Raw genomic sequence first — 21,202 nt, 5'->3', positions numbered from 1 at the left:
CCCGCGCTTTTCGGTCAATTCAAGAGCCAATCCAACGACCGGCTGGGCATAGCGTGATAGGTGAGAATGGCGGCCAAGGCGAGCACCACAGCGAGGTGCGAGCTTTGCGCCCAGGCGGTAAGCGGCGCAAAGGTAGTCGATCGGCGACATGCGTTTCCTGTGGCGGCGGTTACGGCCATCGAAGACGCACGCTTTTCGTGTGTGCCTTTCGGAAGGAGGCGGAAGTATCCTTTCACTCAGTGCACCTTACCTTCTTTCACGCGCGCGTGTGGCGGCACGTAAGAGACAGCAGCGCCGCAATGCTTCATTTCAACGCTTTCGTTTCAGCGAGAGAGGCGATTTCGTCCGCGACGATTTCTCGCCCCTCGATTGTTACTGCGGAAGCCATCTTTGCGGCCATTACTTTTCTCGTGCGCGCTCGGGTGGCGCCGTTTGCTATGAGTGGTCACTTGATCTGTTTTCTACTGTGTCTTCCGCTTGGTACTCCGAACTAAAACTGGCCGTCTGAATAGGATACGCGGACATGCGTACTGAAATGTGTCAGATTCGTCCGCTCTTTCTGTTCCCCGATCAATGTGATTGGCAACCCACGCTAAAAGCGACCTGTGCTAGGTCCAGCGACTTGCGTGCCTCGGAACGAGCGGTTGGTTTGCCTGGGCCTTACGCACCTCCGAATCTTGCTTCTGCAGGCCGTGCAGCGCCCTGAGGGTGGATATCGCGTTGCACGATTGGGGCAAGCCGCGCCCTACGGCGCGGCTTGCAATTAACGAGGAAATTGCAGACGCGCTGACGGCGCGCCTCGGCTATCAGTCGGCCTATTTCGATGATCCGCGAGCCCAATGAGCTCGATGCCGAACTACACGGTCAGCGATCCGGCCTATGAACATCCGAAAAGCAAATGTGCCCGACCACGAACAACGTCAACGATGCGAAGCAAAGCAAAAGTGTTTCAATGACTACGCGCAAGTCCCAAGTCTTCGTCGTGTAGACCAAATAGCCTGCACCGATAAGCGCCCAGGCGCTCAACAAGTGTGCAAATTGTCCATTAAGCCGCCGTTGAGACTCACTCGGCGCTTCAAAGAGTCGCAGTTTGGACAAGCAGCGCTCGCGAAGGCTTAGCCTCGCGCCTACGAAATATTCACCGTTCTGTTTGCGTTCGACTCGGTAGCTGACCCCATCTACTTTGACGCTCATACTGATCTGTCGCTCCGACGTCTCTAGGATGCCGAGCAACGCACTTAGCCGCGGCGACAGGGTGAGACGAGATGACGTCTGCACCACGACATGATCGGTCAGATCCAGACCGCCTGCATAACGGACTTCCAATAAAGCGACTTTCATAAAACCTCCTTAAGTCGAAAAAGTTTGCCTTCAGCGTTATGCCGAAAGCGGACTACAACGGTTAAAAACAACGATGGCGGCGGTATGCGGGTCGCGATCAGATGCGCCCATCGGCCCTCAAGCGCAGACACGATGGAAATAAGCTAGAGGCGTAGCGGCACGCGAATCGTCGCCGTCGATAAACGTCCGGTTCGACGAGTCGGCATCAAGAACGCGACCGACAATGGTGGCGCTACGTCGGACGCGCTGCGTGGGCAAGCGTGTCCTTAATTCCGCTGGGATTGAGAGATGAAGACCTGGTGACGGGCGAGCAGAGCCCGCCTGCCTGACATGTCGATGCGCTAAAACGCGGTGAGTGAGTTCAATATAGGCCGACAGCCATTCTCCTTAAGGTGCAAAGCTTCTAAAAAACGCAGTCTTTCCGGTTTTGCTCGGACCCGCGCCGAGTTCTGTTCGCAACGGAGGTCTGGATAGTTCTTGTGGCAATGCGTTGCCCGAGTTGGATCGACGCTGTGCCTGCCCTACTCTTGGCCATGTTTCGCCATCGCTTTCGTTGTGTTTCCGCTCCGATCCTTCGTCGCGGTACCGTCTTGTTCTTGAACGAAGGGCGAGCACCGCTCGGTGATCGACAGCGTGACTGGCTTCGCCGGCATATCGCATGTCCGAGATATATGGCTATCAAGTCGCGCTGCGTCGAGATAGCGTGCATGCGTTGCGCGAAAATTGAGCAATCTCAAGCGCAAGAAGTAATGTAAATCGGACAACGCTAGAACGCCGTCCGGTGCCGTCGGATGGAGGCGACAGTCCGCCTCAGCAAATATGGCTATGCTCTCGACCGGACAATCGTGTTGAGAGAGCACCGACCGTAGATAACGCAGTGCCGGCTTTGCGCGCCGTAGAGGCGACGTGTGCACCGTGACGCCGCCCAAGTCATCGATCACCAAGAGCTCATCTTCGTTGGTCCCGGGCCTGACCTCGCCCCTCCAATCGTAGTAGTTGACGACGAAAACGCCGAAAGGTGTAACAGCAAGACAATGGACCAACGTCGTCGCGTTTGCGGTGCCCGGCGCATGTTCGAGGATCACGTCTTCACGAAAGTGCACTTGGCTCTCACACACGCGGCCGAATATGGGCGCGATGCGGCGGCGCAACCAGCGGCAGACGCGCCGACGGCGCGCGCCCGAGACTGAATCGTGCTTTTGCAGATGAGCGAGGTGATCGGCGCCGCTTTGCATTCGATCGTTTAACGAACGGAACGCGGATTCTCGTTTATGAATTGGATCTCTCATTTCGTGTTCTCGTGGTTGGTTCATTGCGGTAATTAATCAGTCATCGCAGAGCGCTGAATGTTGAAGAACGACGCTTTGCTAAGTTGGCCTGGCTCGCTCGAACCAAAGACCATTGAGCGATAGGCATCGTGATGTCGAAGATTGCTTGGCGTCCTGGTTATGGAGCCAACGTCGCGCGCAGTCGATTGCGGCGCGTGAGTCAGATTGCCGCCGCGTGTAGATTCGGTTGAGCGCGTTTCAATGAGTGAACGGTTACGCACATTCCCGACGACGGGATGCCTCTGCAATCAGAAGGTTTCGAAGGGCGCCTAGGCGCTTCATCTGCGCGGGGACGAGGCGGGTTTCTTTCTCTAGACGCTCGAGCCGCCTGAGCCAGTAAGACCGGTCTAGGTAAAGCGGCATGGGCGCTGCATTCGTGCTTAGCAGGTGGCGTATCACGCTTTCGAGGTGCGTCAATTCAGCGTCCGCGAACCGTGAAGGTCGCTTCAGCTCCGATGCTTCAGACGTCGCGGTGGGTTGCCGTTTCATCGCACGCATGCTTTCGCTCCACCAGCGCGAGGGCGCTTCGCGCGCATCGGGTCGCGCGTGCGCGCTCGAGACCACATAAGGCGCGAAAGACGCTGCTTAGAAGCGGCTCTGTGCGCGCGTTGTGCTAGTGGCGGATGACACAGACGTTTCGTTGTCGGCATAGCGGCGGAGAACTGGTTTGAACAAAACCAGCATGCCCGCGACAGCGAGAAGTCAAGGCGAGGCCGTCACCTGAAGCAAATGACGGAAGAAAGCTCCCGCCGCGCCATGCAGGCACGGGCATTACGTCTGTATGCTCCCACTGTGAGGAACAGAGAGACGGACGAACGCGGCAGCCGCCACGACTCGCTTGGAGATCACGGCACCTACCGCGCCGAGCGGCAAAAAACGGCGGCCGCCTTTACGCCCTACACGATTTGTATTACTAACTTTTTCGTTGGCGGGTACGAACGCATTAATGCGACAGTCGCGTGCTCGGTGTGTTCTTTTTGCTGCTCAACGTGGCAGGGGCTCGACGGGAAGCTGACCGCCTCCGCCAATGTCGTACATCGCATTTCAAACGCATGGAGCGCGAACGGCGAAATCAGCCACTCGGGACGGCGCGGGACGACGCTGGTTCTGAAGAGATGGATGGCCCTGACGCCTCCCAGTTTGATTAATGGGAGGGGCGCCTATTCAGCGGGTGAAAATGCACGAAAAAATCATGATATTTTTGTAGAAGCAAGCATCCCGCGACTCAAGCCCTTAATCCGAGGAGATCTGTTGGGGATTCAGGGGTGTACCGAAAGCCGGCAACCGGGGGAAACGGCGCACACTGACCGCAGTCACTCACCGCTTCGGGCCCGATGCGAAAGCAACGCGGGTTCCGTCCTCTGAAGGGGATACGTTCGTAGCGGTTTCACCGGTTCGACCAATATCATGATATTCCCACGCCGCTTCTCAACTTCTTGATAAAGGTGCGCTATCGGCCACTGCAGTACCGGTGCGAGCGGGATGCGACCGGAAATCGCGGCGCGGTTTCGGATCGGCTGCGTTCGTGAGCGCAAGAGCGGCAATGGCAAACTTGCGGAATATATTCACACCCCTACTCGACAAGCTTTTCATATTACGGAATGCGACGGCTCGTCACGCAAGGGTTGCGCTTTACCGCGCCATTAGGCAATCGCGCCCCCCGAACAACGCCTTCTTCTTCGCTGCGTCTTCGGCTGCTCCGGTCTTTTTTGTTCGGCGATCTGTTATCCCCGATTTAATGGCGACTGAAAAACACCCGCGCTCGACCGCGCACGCGTCTGCGCGGAGCCTTCAATCCACTGAGCAGCCCTGTAAGCGAAGCCCTAGGCCACGAGGGACGCTCTCCGGAGAGCGTCCCATTGCGGCTGCGCATTTGGTTAGTGCTCTGAATTCAAAGGAAAAAAAGCGTGTTACAAAATGAGCCGGATATTCACACCCCCCTTATTCGGCTCACTTTTCGCATTATGGAATGGCTGATTCCGCCGTTTCTCCGCTAGCCAACATTAGACTAAGGAAGCGTCTGCTGGCGCGGCTAACGGCGCTTCCTACGAGGAGGCAACGGCCGGAACAGGTTGGAACTCATTTGGCGACAAGCGTTCCAGATCGCACCCTTCGCCTGAGATCGCTTGGTCGCGGATTATTCAGACGTGGTTCGCCATGCGCTAAATAAGATGGCCGCCGCTCGGCGTAAGACGCACGCCGCGGTGGCACTTGGCGGAATCGAGGCCTCGGTTTTGGAGATGGATGTTAGCAAGGTAGATCGCCGAGCAACGACAGCTGACTACGCGCCGGATTGTCGAAGGACCCACCGCGATTTTCGCAAGGCGCGTAATCACCGAGGCACGCTTGCGGGCACATCGTGCGACGGCGGAGCCTTCTTTGCAAGGTTAATTCACCCGCACTTGCGTTCCTGCGTTGGACTGGGGCATGCGTCAGCGCCAAGCCCTACGTCGTTAAGCAGCAGTGTCAGAAAAAGCTGGCGACCATGAGGGACGCTACCCGGAGAGCGTCCCATCGGGTCGACGAGAAGCTCTAAAGCATTGAATCCACAGCGAAAAGGCCTTGTTACAAAACTTGCCGAATATTCACACCCCCTTTATTCGGCAAACTTTTCGTATTATGAAAAATCGCGCTTTTCACTGTTTTTTTACGAAAACCAAACTTAAGACGCCAGGCGCGTCTTCCGGTGCGGTTTGGGGCGCCTCGTCGAGGAGGCAAAGGCGGAACGGTCTTCGAACGGGTGTTACCCAGACTGCGCTTATCGCTCGAACTTGCTTGAACCAAGGTTACTTCGGGCGCGCTCCGTCACTTCCTAGACGAGATGGCCGCCGCTGGGCGTAAAGCGCACGCCGCGGTCGCACTTACTAAACACACGTCATCGATTCGCGAAATGGAGGGCAGCCCGGTAGATCGCCGAGAAACGATTACTGACCGGGCGTCTGATCGTCGAAAGAACACGCCGCGACGTTCGCTAGGCGGGTAACCACCGAGGCACGTTCGCGCGGATACAACGCGCGCGAGGACGGAGACTGCCGTTGCAGAGGATCTAATATCCGCCGCACGGAAACTCCTTAAGTTCGATTGGCGCATGCGTCAGCGCGAAGCACATTACCTCGATGAGCAGCGGCGCCGGCCGAAGCCGTAGACCACGACGGATGCTCTCCGGAGAGCGTCCCACTGCGTTGACGCAAGGAGCTAAATTGTTGAATTTGCTGCAAAAAAGCCCGATACTAAAACGTGCCCAATATTCACACCCCCCTTATTCGGCACGCTTTCCGTATTACGGATTCGCCAATCTCATAGGGTCCTTTGCGCGAACGATCGGCGCGCCGTATCACTGATAATTCACTTTGCCGGGGCAACGCAAGGCTAACTCACTGTTTTCAAAGCAAAAAAAAAGAAAAAACGGGCGTGACAATCCGGCACCTTCTGCAGTTGTCACACTCGGCGCCCCAGTCGCCGCTAGAAAAGCTCATCTTCCGATATCGGTTTGCAGCCTAAAGACGCCAAAAAACAGCGTCTTTGTGGCAAACGCGTTTCATCATGATAATTCCGGTTTTCTGCGTTGGTGTTTAGCAGCGAAAACGAAACTTTACACGCTTAGACGCGTCTCCGCGCGGGTTTATCCGCGCCTCGACGGAGAGGCGACGGGCCGAACGGCCTTTGGGCTCATCGCTCGAAATCGCTTAGATCAGGATCCTTCGGACGTGCTCCGACACTGCCTAGAGCGAGATGGCCGCCGCTGGGAGGCAAGCGCACGCCGCGATGGCATTTGGCTAGATAGAGCCCATCGGTTTGCGAGATGGATATCAGGCCGGTAGATCGCCGAGCAACGTCAACTGACCACGCGCCGGATCCTCGAGGGACCCACCGCGATGTTCGCTAGGCGTGTCATCGCCGAGGCACCCTTGCGCAGTTACAGCGTGCACGACGGCGGAGCCTGCCGTTGCAACGGATTGAATGTCCCCGAACTTCGCGAGAAGGCGATAAAGCGCTTGCCTCGAGATGTTCAAGCTCTTGGCGGCTTCCGATTTGACGCCATTCGCACCCTTAAGGGCAGCGATCACCTGTTCGGGCGTGATCACGGGTCGCGATAGGCGCTCGGCCGTGGCAAACGTCGAGATGTATGCCGTTGCCTTTGCTGCGAGACTGTGTCCAGCGGCTTCCACTAACTGTTGCATGGCCCGCTGATGAAGCTCTGGATCGGGCCGATGGTCGGCTCGCTTGATGGGTGCCGGTACCCCGGTAATTTGCTCGTACATTCTCTGGAGGTACGCATGGCGTAGTCCATGCACCGTGACGCCCAAGCCGCCGCGGGAAATGCCCTCCTTTTGCAGGACATGGTAGAAATGGCGATACCACTTCTTTAACGACCACGGCTCTGGAATCATCGACCCCGTGCGTGGGTTGGCAAGCCTTGCCGCGCGGATCAGAACTTCATATTGCCACTCCGCATCAATCGGCACGAGCCTGGGCCGCCCACCCTTCGTGCCGTCGATGACATGCAGGTGGCCTGATACGCGCAAACACTGCAGGGGACGCAAGAGCATGCTTTCCTGTGCACGCAGCCCAAAGGTGGCCTGCAACTCAACCTGGATTGCGACCCAGCGATCGCACTCGCAGAGTCGAGAGATCGTGTTATTGACGTCGACGTTGGCCGCTTCCCACGATTTGTCTTCCTGCGCCACATAGTACCGGCGGTATCCGTCGGGCCGCTTGATGTAGTCATCAACGGTTCCTACAAGTTGGTGCTTTTTCATCCACGCGGCGAGTGTGCGCCAGTAGGTGAGCTTGTTCTCGACGGTGCCCGGCGCCTGCCTCTTCTCGGTGACCCAAAGCTTAACGAGATAGGCGATGTGTTTTTCCGAGAGGTTCCACGGCGACTGAAGCGCGAAGCCGCCCTTCCGTAGCTCGCGAAAGCCTGCGATAAGATGGCGCACGCGGTAAGTCTGTGTCTTGATTGAGATCGCGTTGGAGGTCACGCGGGTCTTGCTATGGGCTTTCGATAGGTGGTGTTGAAATAGTTCGGTGAGTTCTTTCGTGAGCCGCTGTGGCAGCCCGGCGTTGTCCAACAGCGTCGAGAAGTTGAGTTGGATTTTCACGGCTGTGATCCGAAAGGCGACGTTCTCACCTATCAAAAGAACGTCCCGGGGTGGTTGGAATACTGCACGCTTTGCTTTCCGGGATCTTAGAGATCAGATTTTCGATTCATCCGGCGCAGGGAAGCACTGCAACCCGATGATCCCTACTCCGGACGAATCCGAAGCACGGCTACTTGACCGCAGGCATAGCCTGTCGAGCCAAGTAATTCTTGTTGCGCATTTTGCTTTCGGCTGCGCGGGCCGACAGAAAGAGATGAAGAAATCCGCACCGAGGGTGCAAGTGATTTCCCGTCTCAAGAGCTTGTTCATCACGGTCGCCTCGAATCGGGACCGCGTGCGTCAGGCTTGGCTTGATTGCCGGAGACGAAAGGGAAGTTGACGTTCGCACTGTCCGTGCGAGGTTGTTCTCAGTCGATGAGGATCTGCGTTTTGCTGGAAAGGCTAGCGTTCATGCGGTTCTGATTGAACTCAGTTTCCGACATGACACGGCCAGCTCAATGGGCAGCGCCGCTGCCGTTCAGGAAGATTGCGCTCATCGAGCGCGAAGCTTGGTACGAATGGGGTGCGTTGCACTCGGGTCGATGCGTCGTTGACGCGATAGGTGATTAGGATACTAGGCCCTTCCGAGCGCGAGGTTTGACGGAAAGCTCGCGATTTCAATGCGCCTTTCGCCAATTTGCCTTTCAATGCCCATACACCGCGGCTCAGTGGCGCAGTACGAGCCGAAACGTTGGACTCTTCATCTTAACGATCGGCGGTCTCATGCTCACCGGGCTCAACGAGTGGGTCGAATTGCGCCGATGCCGATTTGCGCGTTTCTAGCGGTGCTCAAGGCTTGCGGGGAAATTCCTGTCAACGCCGGCTAACACTAACCGGGCAGATGGCCTTGACGATCCTGCTTGCGTTAGTCGAAGCGACTAGACGTACTGCACCGGGGCAGACTCGTACTGCCGCACGATGTCATCGTGCGTAAGCAGCACGATTCCTTCCGAAATCGCCTGAGCGATCAGCATCCGATCAAACGGATCTCTGTGAATCGGCGGAAGCTGCAGTATCTCGAGGGCGTGATGAGCCTCGATCGAGAGCTCGTTGTATCCGGCGTCAAGAAGGTTCGTTCGAAAAACGCGGGCATCGAGTTGGAAATCGGGACGTCGGAGCGAACTCTTGATGACGATCTCCCAGATACTCTGAACACTGAAATAAAGCGTGTTGTTCGGATCTTCGATCAAACTGCGCGCTTGCCCAGACAGCGCCGGATCATCGCTCGCCGCCCAGATGAGCAGATGCGTATCGAGAAGAAGCTTCACTTCGACTTGCCCTCGAACATATCAGCAATCTCGTCCGCACCCATCGTATCGAAGTCAGCAGGCACCTTCAGTTGCCCCTTCATGAATCCAATACGTCTGCGCGGCTTCTCCGCTTCTGTTTCTATCCTAACAACCTTGACCAACGGCTTGCCCGCTTTCGCGATAACGAACGGCTGTCCGCCATTCACCGTCTCATCGATGAGCTTTGAGAGGTTAGTCTTCGCTTCGTGCATGTTGAACGTGCGCATTTGCCCCTCATAAACCTTAGTTCAATGGACTTAGTTTAAATTCTGGTTCCCGACATTGCAACTACATCGAATTCCCGCACTATTCCGCCAACCATCTTTTGGACGGACGAGCCGACAGTCTTCGCACGACGGTGTCGCGGACGCGACACAACGTGGAGGCTCACACCATAACTCACGACTCATAACACGGTTTCGGTCGGCCGCTGACCTCAAACGCGGACCAGCATTGCTGGTCTAGTTCAGCGACGCCGCCATCTTCCCCACCCTCCATCGAGGAACCGTAGGCGTTGCGCGCAGAACTCGCTGGCACGAATGGCGAGTTGCGTGTGGCGACGATCGGACGCTACTTGCTGCGTGAGGAACTCAAGGCTTATTGGCGGCGACTTTTTGCCCTCGAGAGGAAGTGCGCGGTTCTGAACAACGCGACCGCTTCTCGAACGAAGCAGAAGCGCTTGCAACGGGAGGCGAGCCGGTACACGAAGCAGAAACGGAACAGGAACAGAGCGTCGAGGTCGGCGCGCATGAACGCAAGAAGCGCGGGCGCAAACCGCCCGATGTTGCATCGCTAGATAGTGCGTAATGAATTTGCGCGAATCGCAATGGGTCTGCGTACATGGCGACCACGTACCGGTCGAGATCGGCGCCATAATCAGCGACAATTCGAACTCGTGCCGCAGCAGCTGGCGTGATTCCGCACCAGCGAGTCAACTACGCATGAAATGACAGGACGGCAATATGCCACGCCACAGAGGCGTTCTCAGCCTGCGCTTGAGCTGTTTGATTTGTCCTTGATCCCCGAGTCGGCCCGCTTGCTTATAATCCCGACTCTGTCGCAGCACGGCAGGCTGTCCTGGCCGCTAATTTTTGGGATCTAGGCAATGCGCCTCACGCACTATAAAGCCCTAGCTGTTGGAATAATCGTATTCGCCGCATGCGCAGTTTGCTATCTGAAAGACCCTTTGCTGCTCATCGATCGAGATCGATTCGACTACTACTCAGAATCGATCGTAGAGTGCACGATGCTCCGGCCAGTGTCGGCGGCATCGACCGACAAGCTTGGCCTCGGCTTCTATGAGCCCAAAGAAAAATGTCGGTCGCAGTTCTCTGACACTTCAATCCCAAAGGTGGCTCTTGCTGACATGATCAACCTCACCGACGCAAATTGGAATCGAGGTGTTTCACGCCAATTTCCTGGGTTTCTGGTCGAGAACACCTTTTGGAACATTAAGAAGTTTATGCCGGGTCAGCGCATTCGGGTTCCAGGCGGGCTTATGGAAACTATAAGAGAGTTATCCGTCAATAATCAATTCATTGCTGTACATCTTGACGGTCCTAAAATAGAAATTGATCGCACCACAGGTTCTGCACCATCGGCAGGCGATTTGAGGCCATATACACCGTATGAGAAGCAGATAGGTGGACCTGGGTTCATATTCGGTTTTCTGCATCGGGTCTTTAATAACAATGACGTGAACTTTTACCGCGCATTCAACATTGGACTACTGTCCCTTTGTTTCGCGATATTTTGCTCGTTTGTGACAGCGGAGTTCGGCGCTTTTGTCGCGCTCAGCCTCGGTGTTGTTTTTATAACTTCTCCGTGGCTGATAAACATTGCGGGGAACCTTTATTGGATGTCGTGGACTTGGTACGCGCCAACGGCATTGACGCTCTGGTTCGCGTCGCACCCCGGGGGCAAGAACCTTCGTGGGTGGTCCAATGCAGCGATATATGCGGCATACTTTGGACTGATCGCCTTTAAGAGCGCGAGCGGCTATGAATATCTGCCAACGATTCTAATTACGTCGATTCTTCCGATAATTTACGTGTATGTCCGAGACGGAATTGCGCCTCGAGAAGTATCCCGCTGCATTTTGAAGTTTGGCTCAACAGGTATTGCGGCCTTCGTTTCGATTCTAATGATGCACGCATACTTAAGGAGTGGATCGATTGTACTCGGGCTCCAAGAAATCGCCACGGATGTCACGCGCCGCACTTACGCTTTTGGTGACGATGTTCAAGGAGCACTGGGCAACGGAGCGTCTTTAATAGTCGTTATCCGAATGTATTTCGGGCAGTTGCTGCAACCGATCATCATAGGAGTTACTGCCCCCTTCTTTACGACGCTCTCTGCGCTTATCGCTGCCTCAATGATTCTTTCGCAGATTGGAGGAAAAAAGGAGAAAGCAATTGCTCTCTCCTTTTTTGCAAGTGTCTTTGCACCCATCTCATGGTTTGTTACCGCAAAAGGCCACTCGTTCGTTCACCCACACATCAACGGCGTGTTGTGGGATTTACCCACCGTTCCGCTTGGCGTTATCGTTGTGTCAGCGCTTCTTGCCAGGACGTTTGACTATGCGCGGGACCGGATAAGATCACTGTGAGGACCCGCGACTCATTTCTTGAAAAGCCGCAACGCGGGGATCTGTGATCGTGATGGTTGCCCGACGAAACACGAACCTTCGCACCGTCACCGGAATCGGACCGGCCGCCGTCAACGCCTCGCGCGCTCCGGCAGATAGCCGTTGCGCGACCGCGCGCTTGCCATGCAACGTGGGTAGACCGACAGGTCGATTCTTCGGAAAGTACTGAGATCATGATGGTCGGCGACGGCGGGCCGTACCTGCGCTTCACACGTGACGCAGCGGACCGTCCGCGCTCGCGCAGGCCGATGCCATGCTCAGCAATGCGATCGCCTGGCGAAGCTGCGTGGCTTACAATACATGTTTTATGAATATTGCTCGAAAATGGTGCCCTTCCCCATTTTGCTCTCGGTGGTTTTGCTCGTTCGCAATCGCGGCTCGGGACTCGGCGCTATCGTCGACGAAGTCGCTCAAACCGTCAACCGCCTCGTCAGCGACTATGAACTGATCATTGTCGACAATGCGTCCGAAGACGACAGCGTCGCCGTGCTGCGCCAACTTACCGCCGAATCGGGCCAACCGAATCTTCAGGTGTATGCGCTGACCAAGGAAGTGGATGCGGATACCGCGTTTTGGGTCGGCCTCGAGAACGGGCTCGGCGATTTCGTTGCCGTGCTCGATCCCATGCTCGACGACATTTCGATGCTCGAAGTTATGCTGGAAAAGGCCACCGGCGGCACGGACATCGTGCTCGCGAACAATCAGCGCAAGCCCGCGCAAAGCGCGCCGTACCGGTTCGCGCACGGTGCTTTCAATCTACTCTACCGCTATTTCAGCGGGGCGAGTCTCGCGAGCGATGCACCGCAGTTCCGCGTCATCAGCAAGCGAATTGTCAACTTCATCTTGCAGCATCCGCAGCCGGCAATCACGTACCGGCATCTGCCGATCACCGGTGGCTTCTCGCGCCAGACGCTGCATTACAGCGCGCCGCCAAAGACAAACGACACCAAGCGGCTCGGCGAAAGCATCGACCGGGGTGTGCGGCTGCTCGTCTCCACGACGCGCGCGCCCATGCGTTTGGTCACCACGCTGTCGCTGTTCGGCGCGGGCGCAAACCTTCTGTATTCGGTCTATGTCGTGTTTATCGCGCTGTTCAAGCCGCATGTAGCGGAGGGCTGGGTCAGCCTGTCACTGCAACAGTCGGGCACGTTCTTCCTGCTGTCGCTCGTGCTGCTCGTGCTGGCCGAGTACATCCTGCACATGGCGAGCCTCTCGAGCGACGGGCCGCTTTATCACGTCGGGCAGGAATTTACGAGCGCGCGGATGACGCGGCGCGAAAAGCTGAATATCGAGGACGTGTCGCTCGCGCCCGAGCATCGGCCGAACGGCAGCGCCGCCCGAATCTCCTGATGGCGACCGCTTCGCAACCGCTGGAGGCGGTCATCATCGGCGGCGGCTTTTACGGTTCAGCCATCGCCATTTATCTGGCGCGGCAACGCGGGCTGCGACGCATCTGTCTCGTCGAACAGGGCGACGACCTGCTCCAACGCGCATCCTACAACAATCAGGCGCGCGTCCATAACGGCTATCACTATCCGCGCAGCTTCACGACCGCGTACCGAAGCCGCATCAATCTGCCGAAGTTCGTGCGCGACTGGCCGCAGGCGGTTGAGTCGGATTTCGTCAAGCTGTACGCCATTGCGCGCCGGAATTCGAAAGTCACCGCGAAGCAGTTTCAGCGCTTCTGCCGCGAAACTGGCGCGCGCCTGGAACCGGCAGACGCGTCGCTGAAGGCGTTGTTCGAGCCGCGGCTGATTGAAAATGTCTTCGTCGTCCAGGAATACGCGTTCGACTCGCGCGAACTCGCCCATTGGGCGCGCCGCGAGTTGTTCGAAGCTGCGGTAGACGTCCGGCTTAATACGCGCGCTGAATCCATCACGCGCATCGGCAACGGCGGTCTGAATGTCGTCGTGCGCGACGCGAATAGCGACGCCACGACGCTCACCACGCGCTATGTCTTCAACTGCACGTACAGCGGACTGAATCAATTCACTGGCGAATTCCCGGGCACGCGCACGCGCCTCAAGCAGGAAATCACCGAGATGGCGCTGGTGCAGGCGCCGCCAAAGCTCGTGGACATCGGCGTAACTGTGATGGACGGCCCGTTTTTCTCGATGATGCCGTTCCCGTCGCGCGGGCTCCACACGCTGTCGCACGTGCGTTACACGCCGCATCTGCACTGGGACGACGCTCCTGGCGTCGATCCGTACGCGCGTCTCGCAGACTATCCCCGCGAGTCCCGCGTGGACCGCATGATTCGTGACGTCGCTCGCTACATGCCGGCGGTCTGCGACGCGAAGTACGTAGAATCGCTGTTCGAAGTCAAGACCGTGCTCGGCAAGAACGAGGTGGACGACGGTCGCCCCATTCTCTACGAAAAACACGCCGTTCTGCCCGGCTGCTATTCGGTTCTCGGCGGGAAGATCGACAACATTTACGATGTGCTCGAGAAGCTGGACGCCGAGTCGTTCGCCACGGCACCCGTTCAAACTACTTGCTCGTGAAACGCACCATGACTAACGCGCTCATTGGATTCTCCGGCTTCGTCGGACAGACGCTGCTTAAACAGCGCACTTTTGATTCGCTCTACCGCTCTACGAACATCGACGCGATCGACGGCCAGCGCTTCGATGACGTCGTATGCGCCGCTGCGCCGGCGCAGAAATGGATCGCAAATCGCGATCCGAAATGCGACCTTCGCAACATCGAGGCGCTGATTGCTCATCTGATGACCATCAAGTGCGGACACTTCACGCTGATTAGCACGGTAGACGTCTTCAAGGCGCCGGCGGGCGTCGATGAAGACACGCTCGTCGACGAAACCGATCTGCATGCCTACGGCAAGAACCGCCGTCATCTGGAGAAGTTCGTAGAGGCGCATTTTTCGCAGCATCTGATCGTGCGGCTGCCGGGTCTCGTCGGGCCTGGTCTGCGCAAGAACGTGATCTTCGACTTCCTGAACGACAACAATGTCGGCATGATCGACAGCCGCGGCGTGTTCCAGTTCTATCCGATGGTCAATCTGGCCTACGACATCTCCATTGCGCGCGACGCGGGCCTGAAGCTCGTCCATCTGACGGCTGAGCCGATCAGTGTCGCCGACGTGTCGAAGGAAGGCTTCGGCAAGCCGTTTGAACAGGCGCTCGGCAACGCGCCCGTCACCTACGACCTGCGCACGAAGCATAGCGCCGTATTCGGCGCGGCGGGCCCGTGGCAGTATAGCCGGCGCGAAACGGTCCAGGCGTTGCGCGCGTACGCGCAGTCAGAGCCGCTAACCAGCAAAGCGAGGGCGTGACAGGCGTGAGAATATCCGTATCGAATATTGCCTGGGACGTCGCTGAAGACCAAACGCTGGCCGCGCTCTGCGCGCGTCACGGCGTGGACGCCATCGACATCGCGCCGGGCAAATACTTTCCCCACCCGGCAAAGGCCACCGCCGGCGACATGGCACGCGTGAAGAACTGGTGGGCGAACCGCGGATTCGAACTCGTCGGCATGCAGTCGCTCCTCTTCGGCACCTCGGGACTCAATCTCTTCGGCGATACGGCCAGCCGCGAAGCGATGCTCGCGCATCTCGCCGCGGTGTGCCGGATCGGCGGCGGCGTCGGAGCTACGCGCCTCGTATTCGGCTCGCCGAAGAATCGCGACCGCGTGGGAATCTCGGATGCGGATGTGCTCGACATCGCCTTGCCGTTCTTCGGCCGTCTCGGCGACATCGCCGCCGAACAGGGCGTCATCGTCTGTCTGGAGCCGAATCCGCCGCGTTACGGTGCGAACTTCATGACGACCAGCCTAGAGACGCTGAGCATTGTGAATCAGGTCGCGCATCCGGCCATCAGGATGCAGCTCGACACCGGCGCGATTACGATCAACGGGGAAGACCCGGCGACGATCGTGCGTGAGTGCGCGAGGGCAATCGGCCATGTGCACTTGAGCGAGCCGGACTTGGTTCCCGTTGGCGACGGCGACGGCGACCACGACGCCCTTGCGACCGCCGTTCGCGAGCATTTGCCGGATCACATTGTCACCATCGAAATGATCGCGACGAAAGACGAGCCGCACGACGTCTCGATCGAGCGCGCGCTCAGGACGACGATTTCGCATTACCGCGGCACAGGAGCCGGAGCGCGCTAATGAAGTGGATCATTCTTGCGTTGGGCATCGGTTCCAACGCGGCGGCCAGCGTACTCGTCAAGTTCGCGATGCTTCCGCCTCGGAAATTCCCGTCGCCTGCCGATCCGATGGCCGCGTTGACCAACTGGCCGTTCTGGCTCGGCCTGGGGCTATATGGCGCGGCGTTCCTGCTGTACGCGGCGGCGCTCGCGCGGCTGCCGCTGAACGTCGCTCACCCCGTTCTGACTTCAGGCGCGATCGCGACCGTCGCACTGAGTTCGGTGCTGATTTTCCGCGAGCCGTTTCACTGGACGACCGGCGCAGGCATTTGCTTCATCGTGACCGGCGTGGTTCTGCTGACCCTGCGTGTAGCTTAAGTACATCAATGAACACAACTTCCGATTCGCCCCTGCGCGACGACCGCTCGACCTGGCAGGTACCGGCCTTCAGTACGCTCATGTGGCTTGGACGCTGCCACAAGGCGTGCGTCGTCATTCCGGTGATCAACGAAGGCGAACGCATCCGCAACCTTCTGGTGCGCATGCATGCGTTGAAGATCGACGACCGCGCCGATATTGTCATCGTCGACGGCGGCAGCACTGACGGCTCGCTAGCCGAGGACTTCCTGCGCAGCCAGAACGTGCGGGGACTGCTGCGGAAGACCGCGCCCGGCAAATTGAGCGCGCAATTGCGCTGCGCGTATGCGTTTGTGTTGGATCAGGGTTATGAGTATATCGTCACGATCGACGGCAACGACAAGGACGATCCCGACACAATTCCTCGCTTCATCGAGGCGCTTTCGAATGAGTATGACTTCGTTCAGGCGTCACGTTTCTTACCGGGCGGCGTCGCGGAGAATACGCCGCTTTCGCGCTACATCGCTATCCGCCTCGTGCACGCGCCGCTTTTGAGTATCGCGTCCGGCTTCCGCTGGACTGACACGACTCAGGGTTTCCGTGCATACAGCCGGCGCATGTTATTAGACCCACGGCTCGCCATCTTCCGTGACGTCTTCTCGTCGTATGAGTTGCTTTTCTATCTGTCCTACCGCGCCCCCAAGCTGGGATATCGCTGTGTCGAGCTGGCCACTTCGCGCCGTTACCCGAAGGGTGAAGTCCCGACAAAAATCAGCGCGGTACGAGGCAACTTGACGGTGCTAAAAGTGCTATTCCGGGTCTGCCTCGGCCACTACAACAACTGATCGCATGGGTGGCGCCCCGCGCCACCCGTCGCGCCTCCACCGTCGTCACAACGTTATGAACAGCAACGCCGTATCTCCTGCCGCAACGCCCTGGTTGAGACATCGTTACGCGATTGAGTTGCTTGTCTTCGGACTCGTCGTCGTAGTTGTCTTCGGGCAACTCAGATTTCCGACCACTTCCGGTTCCAACAGCAACGTCGAACAGTGGGTTAATCTTACCAATCAAATGTTTCGGGGCGACCAGGACTTCCTGTTCAGCTACGGACCGCTCTTTTGGCTGACCGGCGGTACCACGTCGATGTACAGCGCCCTTGCATACTGGACGTCGATAGCACTTGTGTGCGCGATTAACGGCATATTCTGGGCTGCGCTGGTTGCCGTCGCTGCGCGGCGTCGGGCGCTTCTGTTGTTCGGCGTGACATATGTACTGTTCTTCGGCAGTCCGATCGTCAACGTTGCACTCTTCATGTGGCCGCTCTCACTCGTGGCGTGGTTGCACTACGCAGAGCCGACGCCGCGCACGCTTAGCCGACTCATGTTGTTCGTGCTTGGTGTGCTTGTCAGCGTCGCACTTTACATGCGCTTCTTTTACGGGACCGTCGCAACGCTGACTTTCGGCGCCTATTTCTTCGGGCGCGCACTACGGCGACGACGCATCGACGAGTTGGCAATGCTGACGGTGGGCGGCGTCCTCGGTTACGTGTTCATTGGGCTCGTAATCTTTCATCATCCGGCCAGCCTTGCGCAGTATCTTATAATCAACAGCCAGTTGAGTTTCGGCAACTCGGTCGACATGACGCTGCAGGTGACGAACAGTACGAAAACGTTCGTCGCGGCAGGGTGTGTCGCGCTAGCGCTGAACCTTTTTGGGGTGCTGCGCCGTCCTGCACTACTCTTACCCATCGACGCACTATTCCTCGTTTTGTTCAAGCTAGGATTCAGCCGCACGGATCACTACATTGCATACTTCGTCGTGCCGATGGCGGTTGTTTGCTGCCTGATGTTGTTCGACGGAGGACGCCTTGGCCGGCTGCTATTTGTTGTTTCGGTCGCAGCCCTATACGTGATGTGCGTCTCGCCAAGCTATCCGGGCGGGCCGGTGCACCGCCCACTGCGGCCCGCGGTCAACTTCGACACGCCATACGACGCCCGAATGGCGAGCGTCTATCCGCAGTTCAAGCTTAGCGACCCGGTCCTAGCGCGCATCGGCAAACAGTCCATCGACGTCTATCCGTACCACAATGAGTACGCCTTTGCAAACGGACTGAACTACGTGCATCGCCCGGTGTTCCAGAACTACATGACGTTGACACCGAAATTGGACGCAATGAACGAGGAGTTCTTCGAGTCATCTGGCCGTCCGCGTTTTGTATTATGGACGGCAGGAATTGCATGTGGAAACGCGGAGTGCAATCCGTTCGATGGCTTTGACGGCAAGCTGGCGTTGAACGAGGATCCACTGACGTCAAGCACCATATTGCTGAACTACCATCCTGTCGAGATGTTCAAGACCACTCGCGGCATACCCGCTACACTATTGGAAGCGAACGACAAGCATGTGCGTTACGCGGAAGAACCGCTGAGCAATATCCGAGATGTGCGCTTCGGCGAATGGCTAGAGATACCGAAAAATGTCGAGGGCGTCGTTAAGCTAAAGCCGCAACTTCGGTTCACGCTGCGCGGCCGGTTGAAGAACATGTTATTTCGTGGCGGTCTCGTACTGATCCACTATCGCCTGTCGACCGGCGAGGAACGCGTCTATCGAGCGAACATTCTGAACGCAGAAAGCGGCATCTGGGTGTCGCCGCTGCCAAACGGCTTCTCGTGGCAAGGAGTGACAGTGACGGCGGTGAAGCTTGAAACGCCGAACTCCGGTTACCTAACGCCAACATTCGACGCTCAATGGATTGAGGTGCCGATCAAGCAATTTAAGCTCCAGCCGTTCGATCGGCCCGTCGCCCTGCCGTCCGGCGTCGAGTACGCGGAACCGCTGAACTGCGACGGCTCCATCGACGCATCGAACGAGCAGAACCCGATTCCTGCATCCATCCGCGCATCAGGTATCCTCCGCTTGCAAGGATGGTTGGCCGCCTCGGCATCCGACGGGCGCCTTACTGATCGCACATTCGTTACAGTCACTGACTCTTTTGGACAAATCAGGTTTGCGCCGACGCACCTCCAACACCGTCCGGACGTCGCAACGGCGTACGGTCACGCGTCGCTAACGGAATCAGGCTTCGAATCGAAACTCGATTTGTCCGATCTGCGCGGAAAATACATGCTTGGGCTCGCACAGCAGCAGGGAGGCGCCCTGCATTTGTGCCGCCAATTCCAGGTCCAGTTGGAGGTGGCCCCATGACAACGCAGGCGCGCATCATCTCTATTCGGCGCAGGTCGCGTACGATTGAATTCCGTCCACTTCTACCTCCTACTGTCAAGCGATGAAAGACGCGAGTTCCCGCATCGACTCTCTCACTTCGATGCGGTTCTTCGCCGCCGCCATGATCGTAGCGTTACACGGCCTGGATCGCGGATTGAGTATTGGCTGGACTAGTCACCTTGCGCTTGCGCAGGGCGTCTCGTTTTTCTTCGTCCTGTCTGGCTTTGTGCTCACATATAACCACCCGGTATTGCCCGATCGTCGCTCCGTCCTACAGTTCTATGTCGCCCGCATCGCGCGCATCTGGCCATGCCACATCGCGGCAACGATCCTGCTATTGCTGCTGATTCGCAATGTTTCATACTACGGCTTGCCGGAGCACTTTCGGGCATGGATAACTACGGCGTACGTGCTACTCGTACACGCTTGGGTGCCCTACCAGCCACTGGTCACAGCTTACAACACCGTGTCGTGGAGTATCTCGACGGAGTTTTTCTTTTACCTATGCTTTCCGTTTCTGCTGCTCGGCATTGCGCGCAATTGGAAGTGGAAGCTGCCAGTTCTTGCGCTGTTGACAGCAAGCTTCTGGATCGCTGCCAGCTGGCTTTTCAAGGTGCCAGGCTTCGAGGTGAACGCGGACTTTCTCGCGTACATTAACCCGTTGCCGCGAGTTATTGAGTTTTTTCTCGGAATGCTAACGGCCGTCGCCTATCGCCGCCACGCACCTGCCTGGCGGACGCGAACGTCTTTTACGCGCGATACACTCGTGGAGGTGACAGCGCTAGTCATGGTGATAGCGTCGTTGCTGATATCGCATCGTCTAGAAAAGTACGTGTCGGCGACGGCTCCGCTATGGGGCCTCGTGCTGGGAACAACAGGCCTCGGATTAGTCACGTTTCCTCTCTTCATCGGAGCTTTCGCTTTCTCGCGGGGCTTCGCGACTCGTGTGTTGAACTGGCGAGTGTTGGTCTTTCTCGGCGAGATCAGCTTTGCGCTCTATCTGACCCACCCCGTCTTTTTGCTTTATCGACAGGTAGCACCAGGCCTTTTCGATGCAATGCCTCGAGGGGAAGTCACCGCGATCTATTGGGCGAGCGGACTGTTTCTCGCGGCGCTCCTACATTGGTTCGTCGAGAAGCCCGCATTGCGGCTGCTCAAGCCGCGTCCTCCGGGACGCGTGAGCCAGCCGCCCACAACGACAAGCCGATCGACGTATCCGCGCGATGTTGCTGGTCTCGCCGCGTTTGGGTTGGTCCTCTACGTATTGGTCACTATCCAGCCGTCGGTGCGAAGCGCCCCAGAGCACGGCGCAATCGCTGAAATTCTTTTCAGTGGACCCGCAACCTTTGCGACAGGAGATCAACTCGCTGAGGTATATATCGACGGTGGCACGCGCGCGTCACCACAACGACTCCGCTTTGTATGGACAAGCACTGCAACGCATCGCCTTGATCACTCCGTCGCGGTTCACTTGCTCGATAGCCGCGGTGTGATGGTCGGCCAGCGCGATTTCGTGATGGAGACCGGCGCGCGTACTGCCCATACAGGCGACGCGTGGATGAATACGCTACCGCTGGAACCGGGGGAACTGGCGCGCGTCGCGCACGTAGCAGTGGCGCTATACGATCGTCACGGGCTTGCTCCGATAAGTTGTAACGGATGCGCTACCGACTGGAATGCTTCACGCCTTCTAATCTCGGCAGTGCCAGCGAATATCGCGATGACTAGGGTGACAGTCAGACAGTAGTCGCGGCGCATCGTT

Annotated in this window: 14 protein-coding genes; 9 read left to right on the top strand and 5 right to left on the bottom strand. The window is 57.6% G+C overall.

The window, feature by feature from the left end:
• Nucleotides 1–864: 864 nt before the first annotated feature.
• The 5 genes from BG60_RS11925 to BG60_RS11905 all read right to left on the bottom strand — a co-directional run bounded on the left by BG60_RS11925 (nt 865) and on the right by BG60_RS11905 (nt 9,326).
• Nucleotides 865–1,341, bottom strand: a complete 477-nt coding sequence (locus tag BG60_RS11925; protein ID WP_034471679.1) for a hypothetical protein — start codon at nt 1,339–1,341, stop codon at nt 865–867.
• Nucleotides 1,342–1,862: 521 nt separating this feature from the next.
• A complete protein-coding gene (locus BG60_RS36315) occupies nt 1,863–2,630 on the bottom strand; it encodes a nuclease-related domain-containing protein (protein ID WP_152563201.1) in 768 nt (255 codons plus the stop codon).
• A 3,848-nt stretch (nt 2,631–6,478) separates the two neighbouring features.
• Nucleotides 6,479–7,771 (bottom strand): integrase domain-containing protein, encoded by a 1,293-nt coding sequence (locus tag BG60_RS11915; RefSeq protein WP_241484856.1) that lies wholly within the window; start codon nt 7,769–7,771, stop codon nt 6,479–6,481.
• A gap of 917 nt (nt 7,772–8,688) precedes the next feature.
• Complete coding sequence (locus tag BG60_RS11910; protein ID WP_034471676.1) at nt 8,689–9,078, bottom strand: type II toxin-antitoxin system VapC family toxin; 390 nt, start codon at nt 9,076–9,078, stop codon at nt 8,689–8,691.
• Nucleotides 9,075–9,326: a type II toxin-antitoxin system Phd/YefM family antitoxin gene (locus BG60_RS11905; RefSeq protein WP_034471674.1), complete on the bottom strand. Its 252-nt coding sequence runs from the start codon at nt 9,324–9,326 to the stop codon at nt 9,075–9,077. Before BG60_RS11905 ends, BG60_RS11910 begins: the two co-directional genes overlap by 4 nt.
• Nucleotides 9,327–10,204: 878 nt before the next feature.
• On the opposite strand from BG60_RS11905, the gene BG60_RS11900 reads away from it, so the two are divergent.
• The 9 genes from BG60_RS11900 to BG60_RS36310 all read left to right on the top strand — a co-directional run bounded on the left by BG60_RS11900 (nt 10,205) and on the right by BG60_RS36310 (nt 21,187).
• Nucleotides 10,205–11,707 (top strand): hypothetical protein, encoded by a 1,503-nt coding sequence (locus BG60_RS11900; RefSeq protein ID WP_152563200.1) that lies wholly within the window; start codon nt 10,205–10,207, stop codon nt 11,705–11,707.
• Between the two features lie 363 nt (nt 11,708–12,070).
• Nucleotides 12,071–13,096, top strand: coding sequence for a glycosyltransferase family 2 protein (locus BG60_RS11895; protein ID WP_034471724.1), 1,026 nt, complete (start codon nt 12,071–12,073; stop codon nt 13,094–13,096).
• The gene (locus BG60_RS11890) at nt 13,096–14,250 is read left to right on the top strand and encodes an FAD-dependent oxidoreductase (protein ID WP_034471670.1); all 1,155 of its coding nucleotides are present in this window, start codon (nt 13,096–13,098) and stop codon (nt 14,248–14,250) included. The genes BG60_RS11895 and BG60_RS11890 overlap by 1 nt, the downstream gene beginning before the upstream one ends.
• 8 nt (nt 14,251–14,258) lie before the next feature.
• The gene (locus tag BG60_RS11885; RefSeq protein ID WP_034471721.1) at nt 14,259–15,041 is read left to right on the top strand and encodes an NAD-dependent epimerase/dehydratase family protein; all 783 of its coding nucleotides are present in this window, start codon (nt 14,259–14,261) and stop codon (nt 15,039–15,041) included.
• 5 nt (nt 15,042–15,046) lie between these two features.
• Entirely contained in the window at nt 15,047–15,880 is an 834-nt protein-coding gene (locus BG60_RS11880; protein ID WP_034471719.1) for a sugar phosphate isomerase/epimerase family protein, read from the top strand.
• Nucleotides 15,880–16,236, top strand: coding sequence for an EamA family transporter (locus tag BG60_RS11875; RefSeq protein WP_014192123.1), 357 nt, complete (start codon nt 15,880–15,882; stop codon nt 16,234–16,236). The genes BG60_RS11880 and BG60_RS11875 overlap by 1 nt, the downstream gene beginning before the upstream one ends.
• Nucleotides 16,237–16,244: 8 nt before the next feature.
• A complete protein-coding gene (locus BG60_RS11870) occupies nt 16,245–17,060 on the top strand; it encodes a glycosyltransferase family 2 protein (RefSeq protein WP_014192124.1) in 816 nt (271 codons plus the stop codon).
• A 55-nt stretch (nt 17,061–17,115) separates the two neighbouring features.
• Nucleotides 17,116–19,419 carry a hypothetical protein gene (locus BG60_RS11865; RefSeq protein WP_152563199.1) on the top strand — a complete coding sequence of 768 codons (2,304 nt, stop codon included), beginning with the start codon at nt 17,116–17,118 and terminating at the stop codon, nt 19,417–19,419.
• 82 nt (nt 19,420–19,501) lie between these two features.
• The gene (locus BG60_RS36310; protein WP_051996487.1) at nt 19,502–21,187 is read left to right on the top strand and encodes an acyltransferase family protein; all 1,686 of its coding nucleotides are present in this window, start codon (nt 19,502–19,504) and stop codon (nt 21,185–21,187) included.
• Nucleotides 21,188–21,202 lie beyond the last annotated feature (15 nt).

This window comes from Caballeronia zhejiangensis (assembly GCF_000698575.1).
GTDB classification, from domain to species: domain Bacteria; phylum Pseudomonadota; class Gammaproteobacteria; order Burkholderiales; family Burkholderiaceae; genus Caballeronia; species Caballeronia zhejiangensis.
Note: the sequence above shows the minus strand (reverse complement) of the source record. Positions and strands in the feature narration are given on the sequence as shown.

Bases quoted from the DNA above. Each gene is read 5' to 3' on its own strand.
- BG60_RS11925 (WP_034471679.1), bottom strand. From the start codon at position 1,341: ATGAAAGTCGCTTTATTGGAAGTCCGTTATGCAGGCGGTCTGGATCTG.
- BG60_RS36315 (WP_152563201.1), bottom strand. From the start codon at position 2,630: ATGAGAGATCCAATTCATAAACGAGAATCCGCGTTCCGTTCGTTAAAC.
- BG60_RS11905 (WP_034471674.1), bottom strand. From the start codon at position 9,326: ATGCGCACGTTCAACATGCACGAAGCGAAGACTAACCTCTCAAAGCTC.
- BG60_RS11900 (WP_152563200.1), top strand. From the start codon at position 10,205: ATGCGCCTCACGCACTATAAAGCCCTAGCTGTTGGAATAATCGTATTC.
- BG60_RS11895 (WP_034471724.1), top strand. From the start codon at position 12,071: ATGGTGCCCTTCCCCATTTTGCTCTCGGTGGTTTTGCTCGTTCGCAAT.
- BG60_RS11890 (WP_034471670.1), top strand. From the start codon at position 13,096: ATGGCGACCGCTTCGCAACCGCTGGAGGCGGTCATCATCGGCGGCGGC.
- BG60_RS11885 (WP_034471721.1), top strand. From the start codon at position 14,259: ATGACTAACGCGCTCATTGGATTCTCCGGCTTCGTCGGACAGACGCTG.
- BG60_RS11875 (WP_014192123.1), top strand. From the start codon at position 15,880: ATGAAGTGGATCATTCTTGCGTTGGGCATCGGTTCCAACGCGGCGGCC.
- BG60_RS11870 (WP_014192124.1), top strand. From the start codon at position 16,245: ATGAACACAACTTCCGATTCGCCCCTGCGCGACGACCGCTCGACCTGG.
- BG60_RS11865 (WP_152563199.1), top strand. From the start codon at position 17,116: ATGAACAGCAACGCCGTATCTCCTGCCGCAACGCCCTGGTTGAGACAT.
- BG60_RS36310 (WP_051996487.1), top strand. From the start codon at position 19,502: ATGAAAGACGCGAGTTCCCGCATCGACTCTCTCACTTCGATGCGGTTC.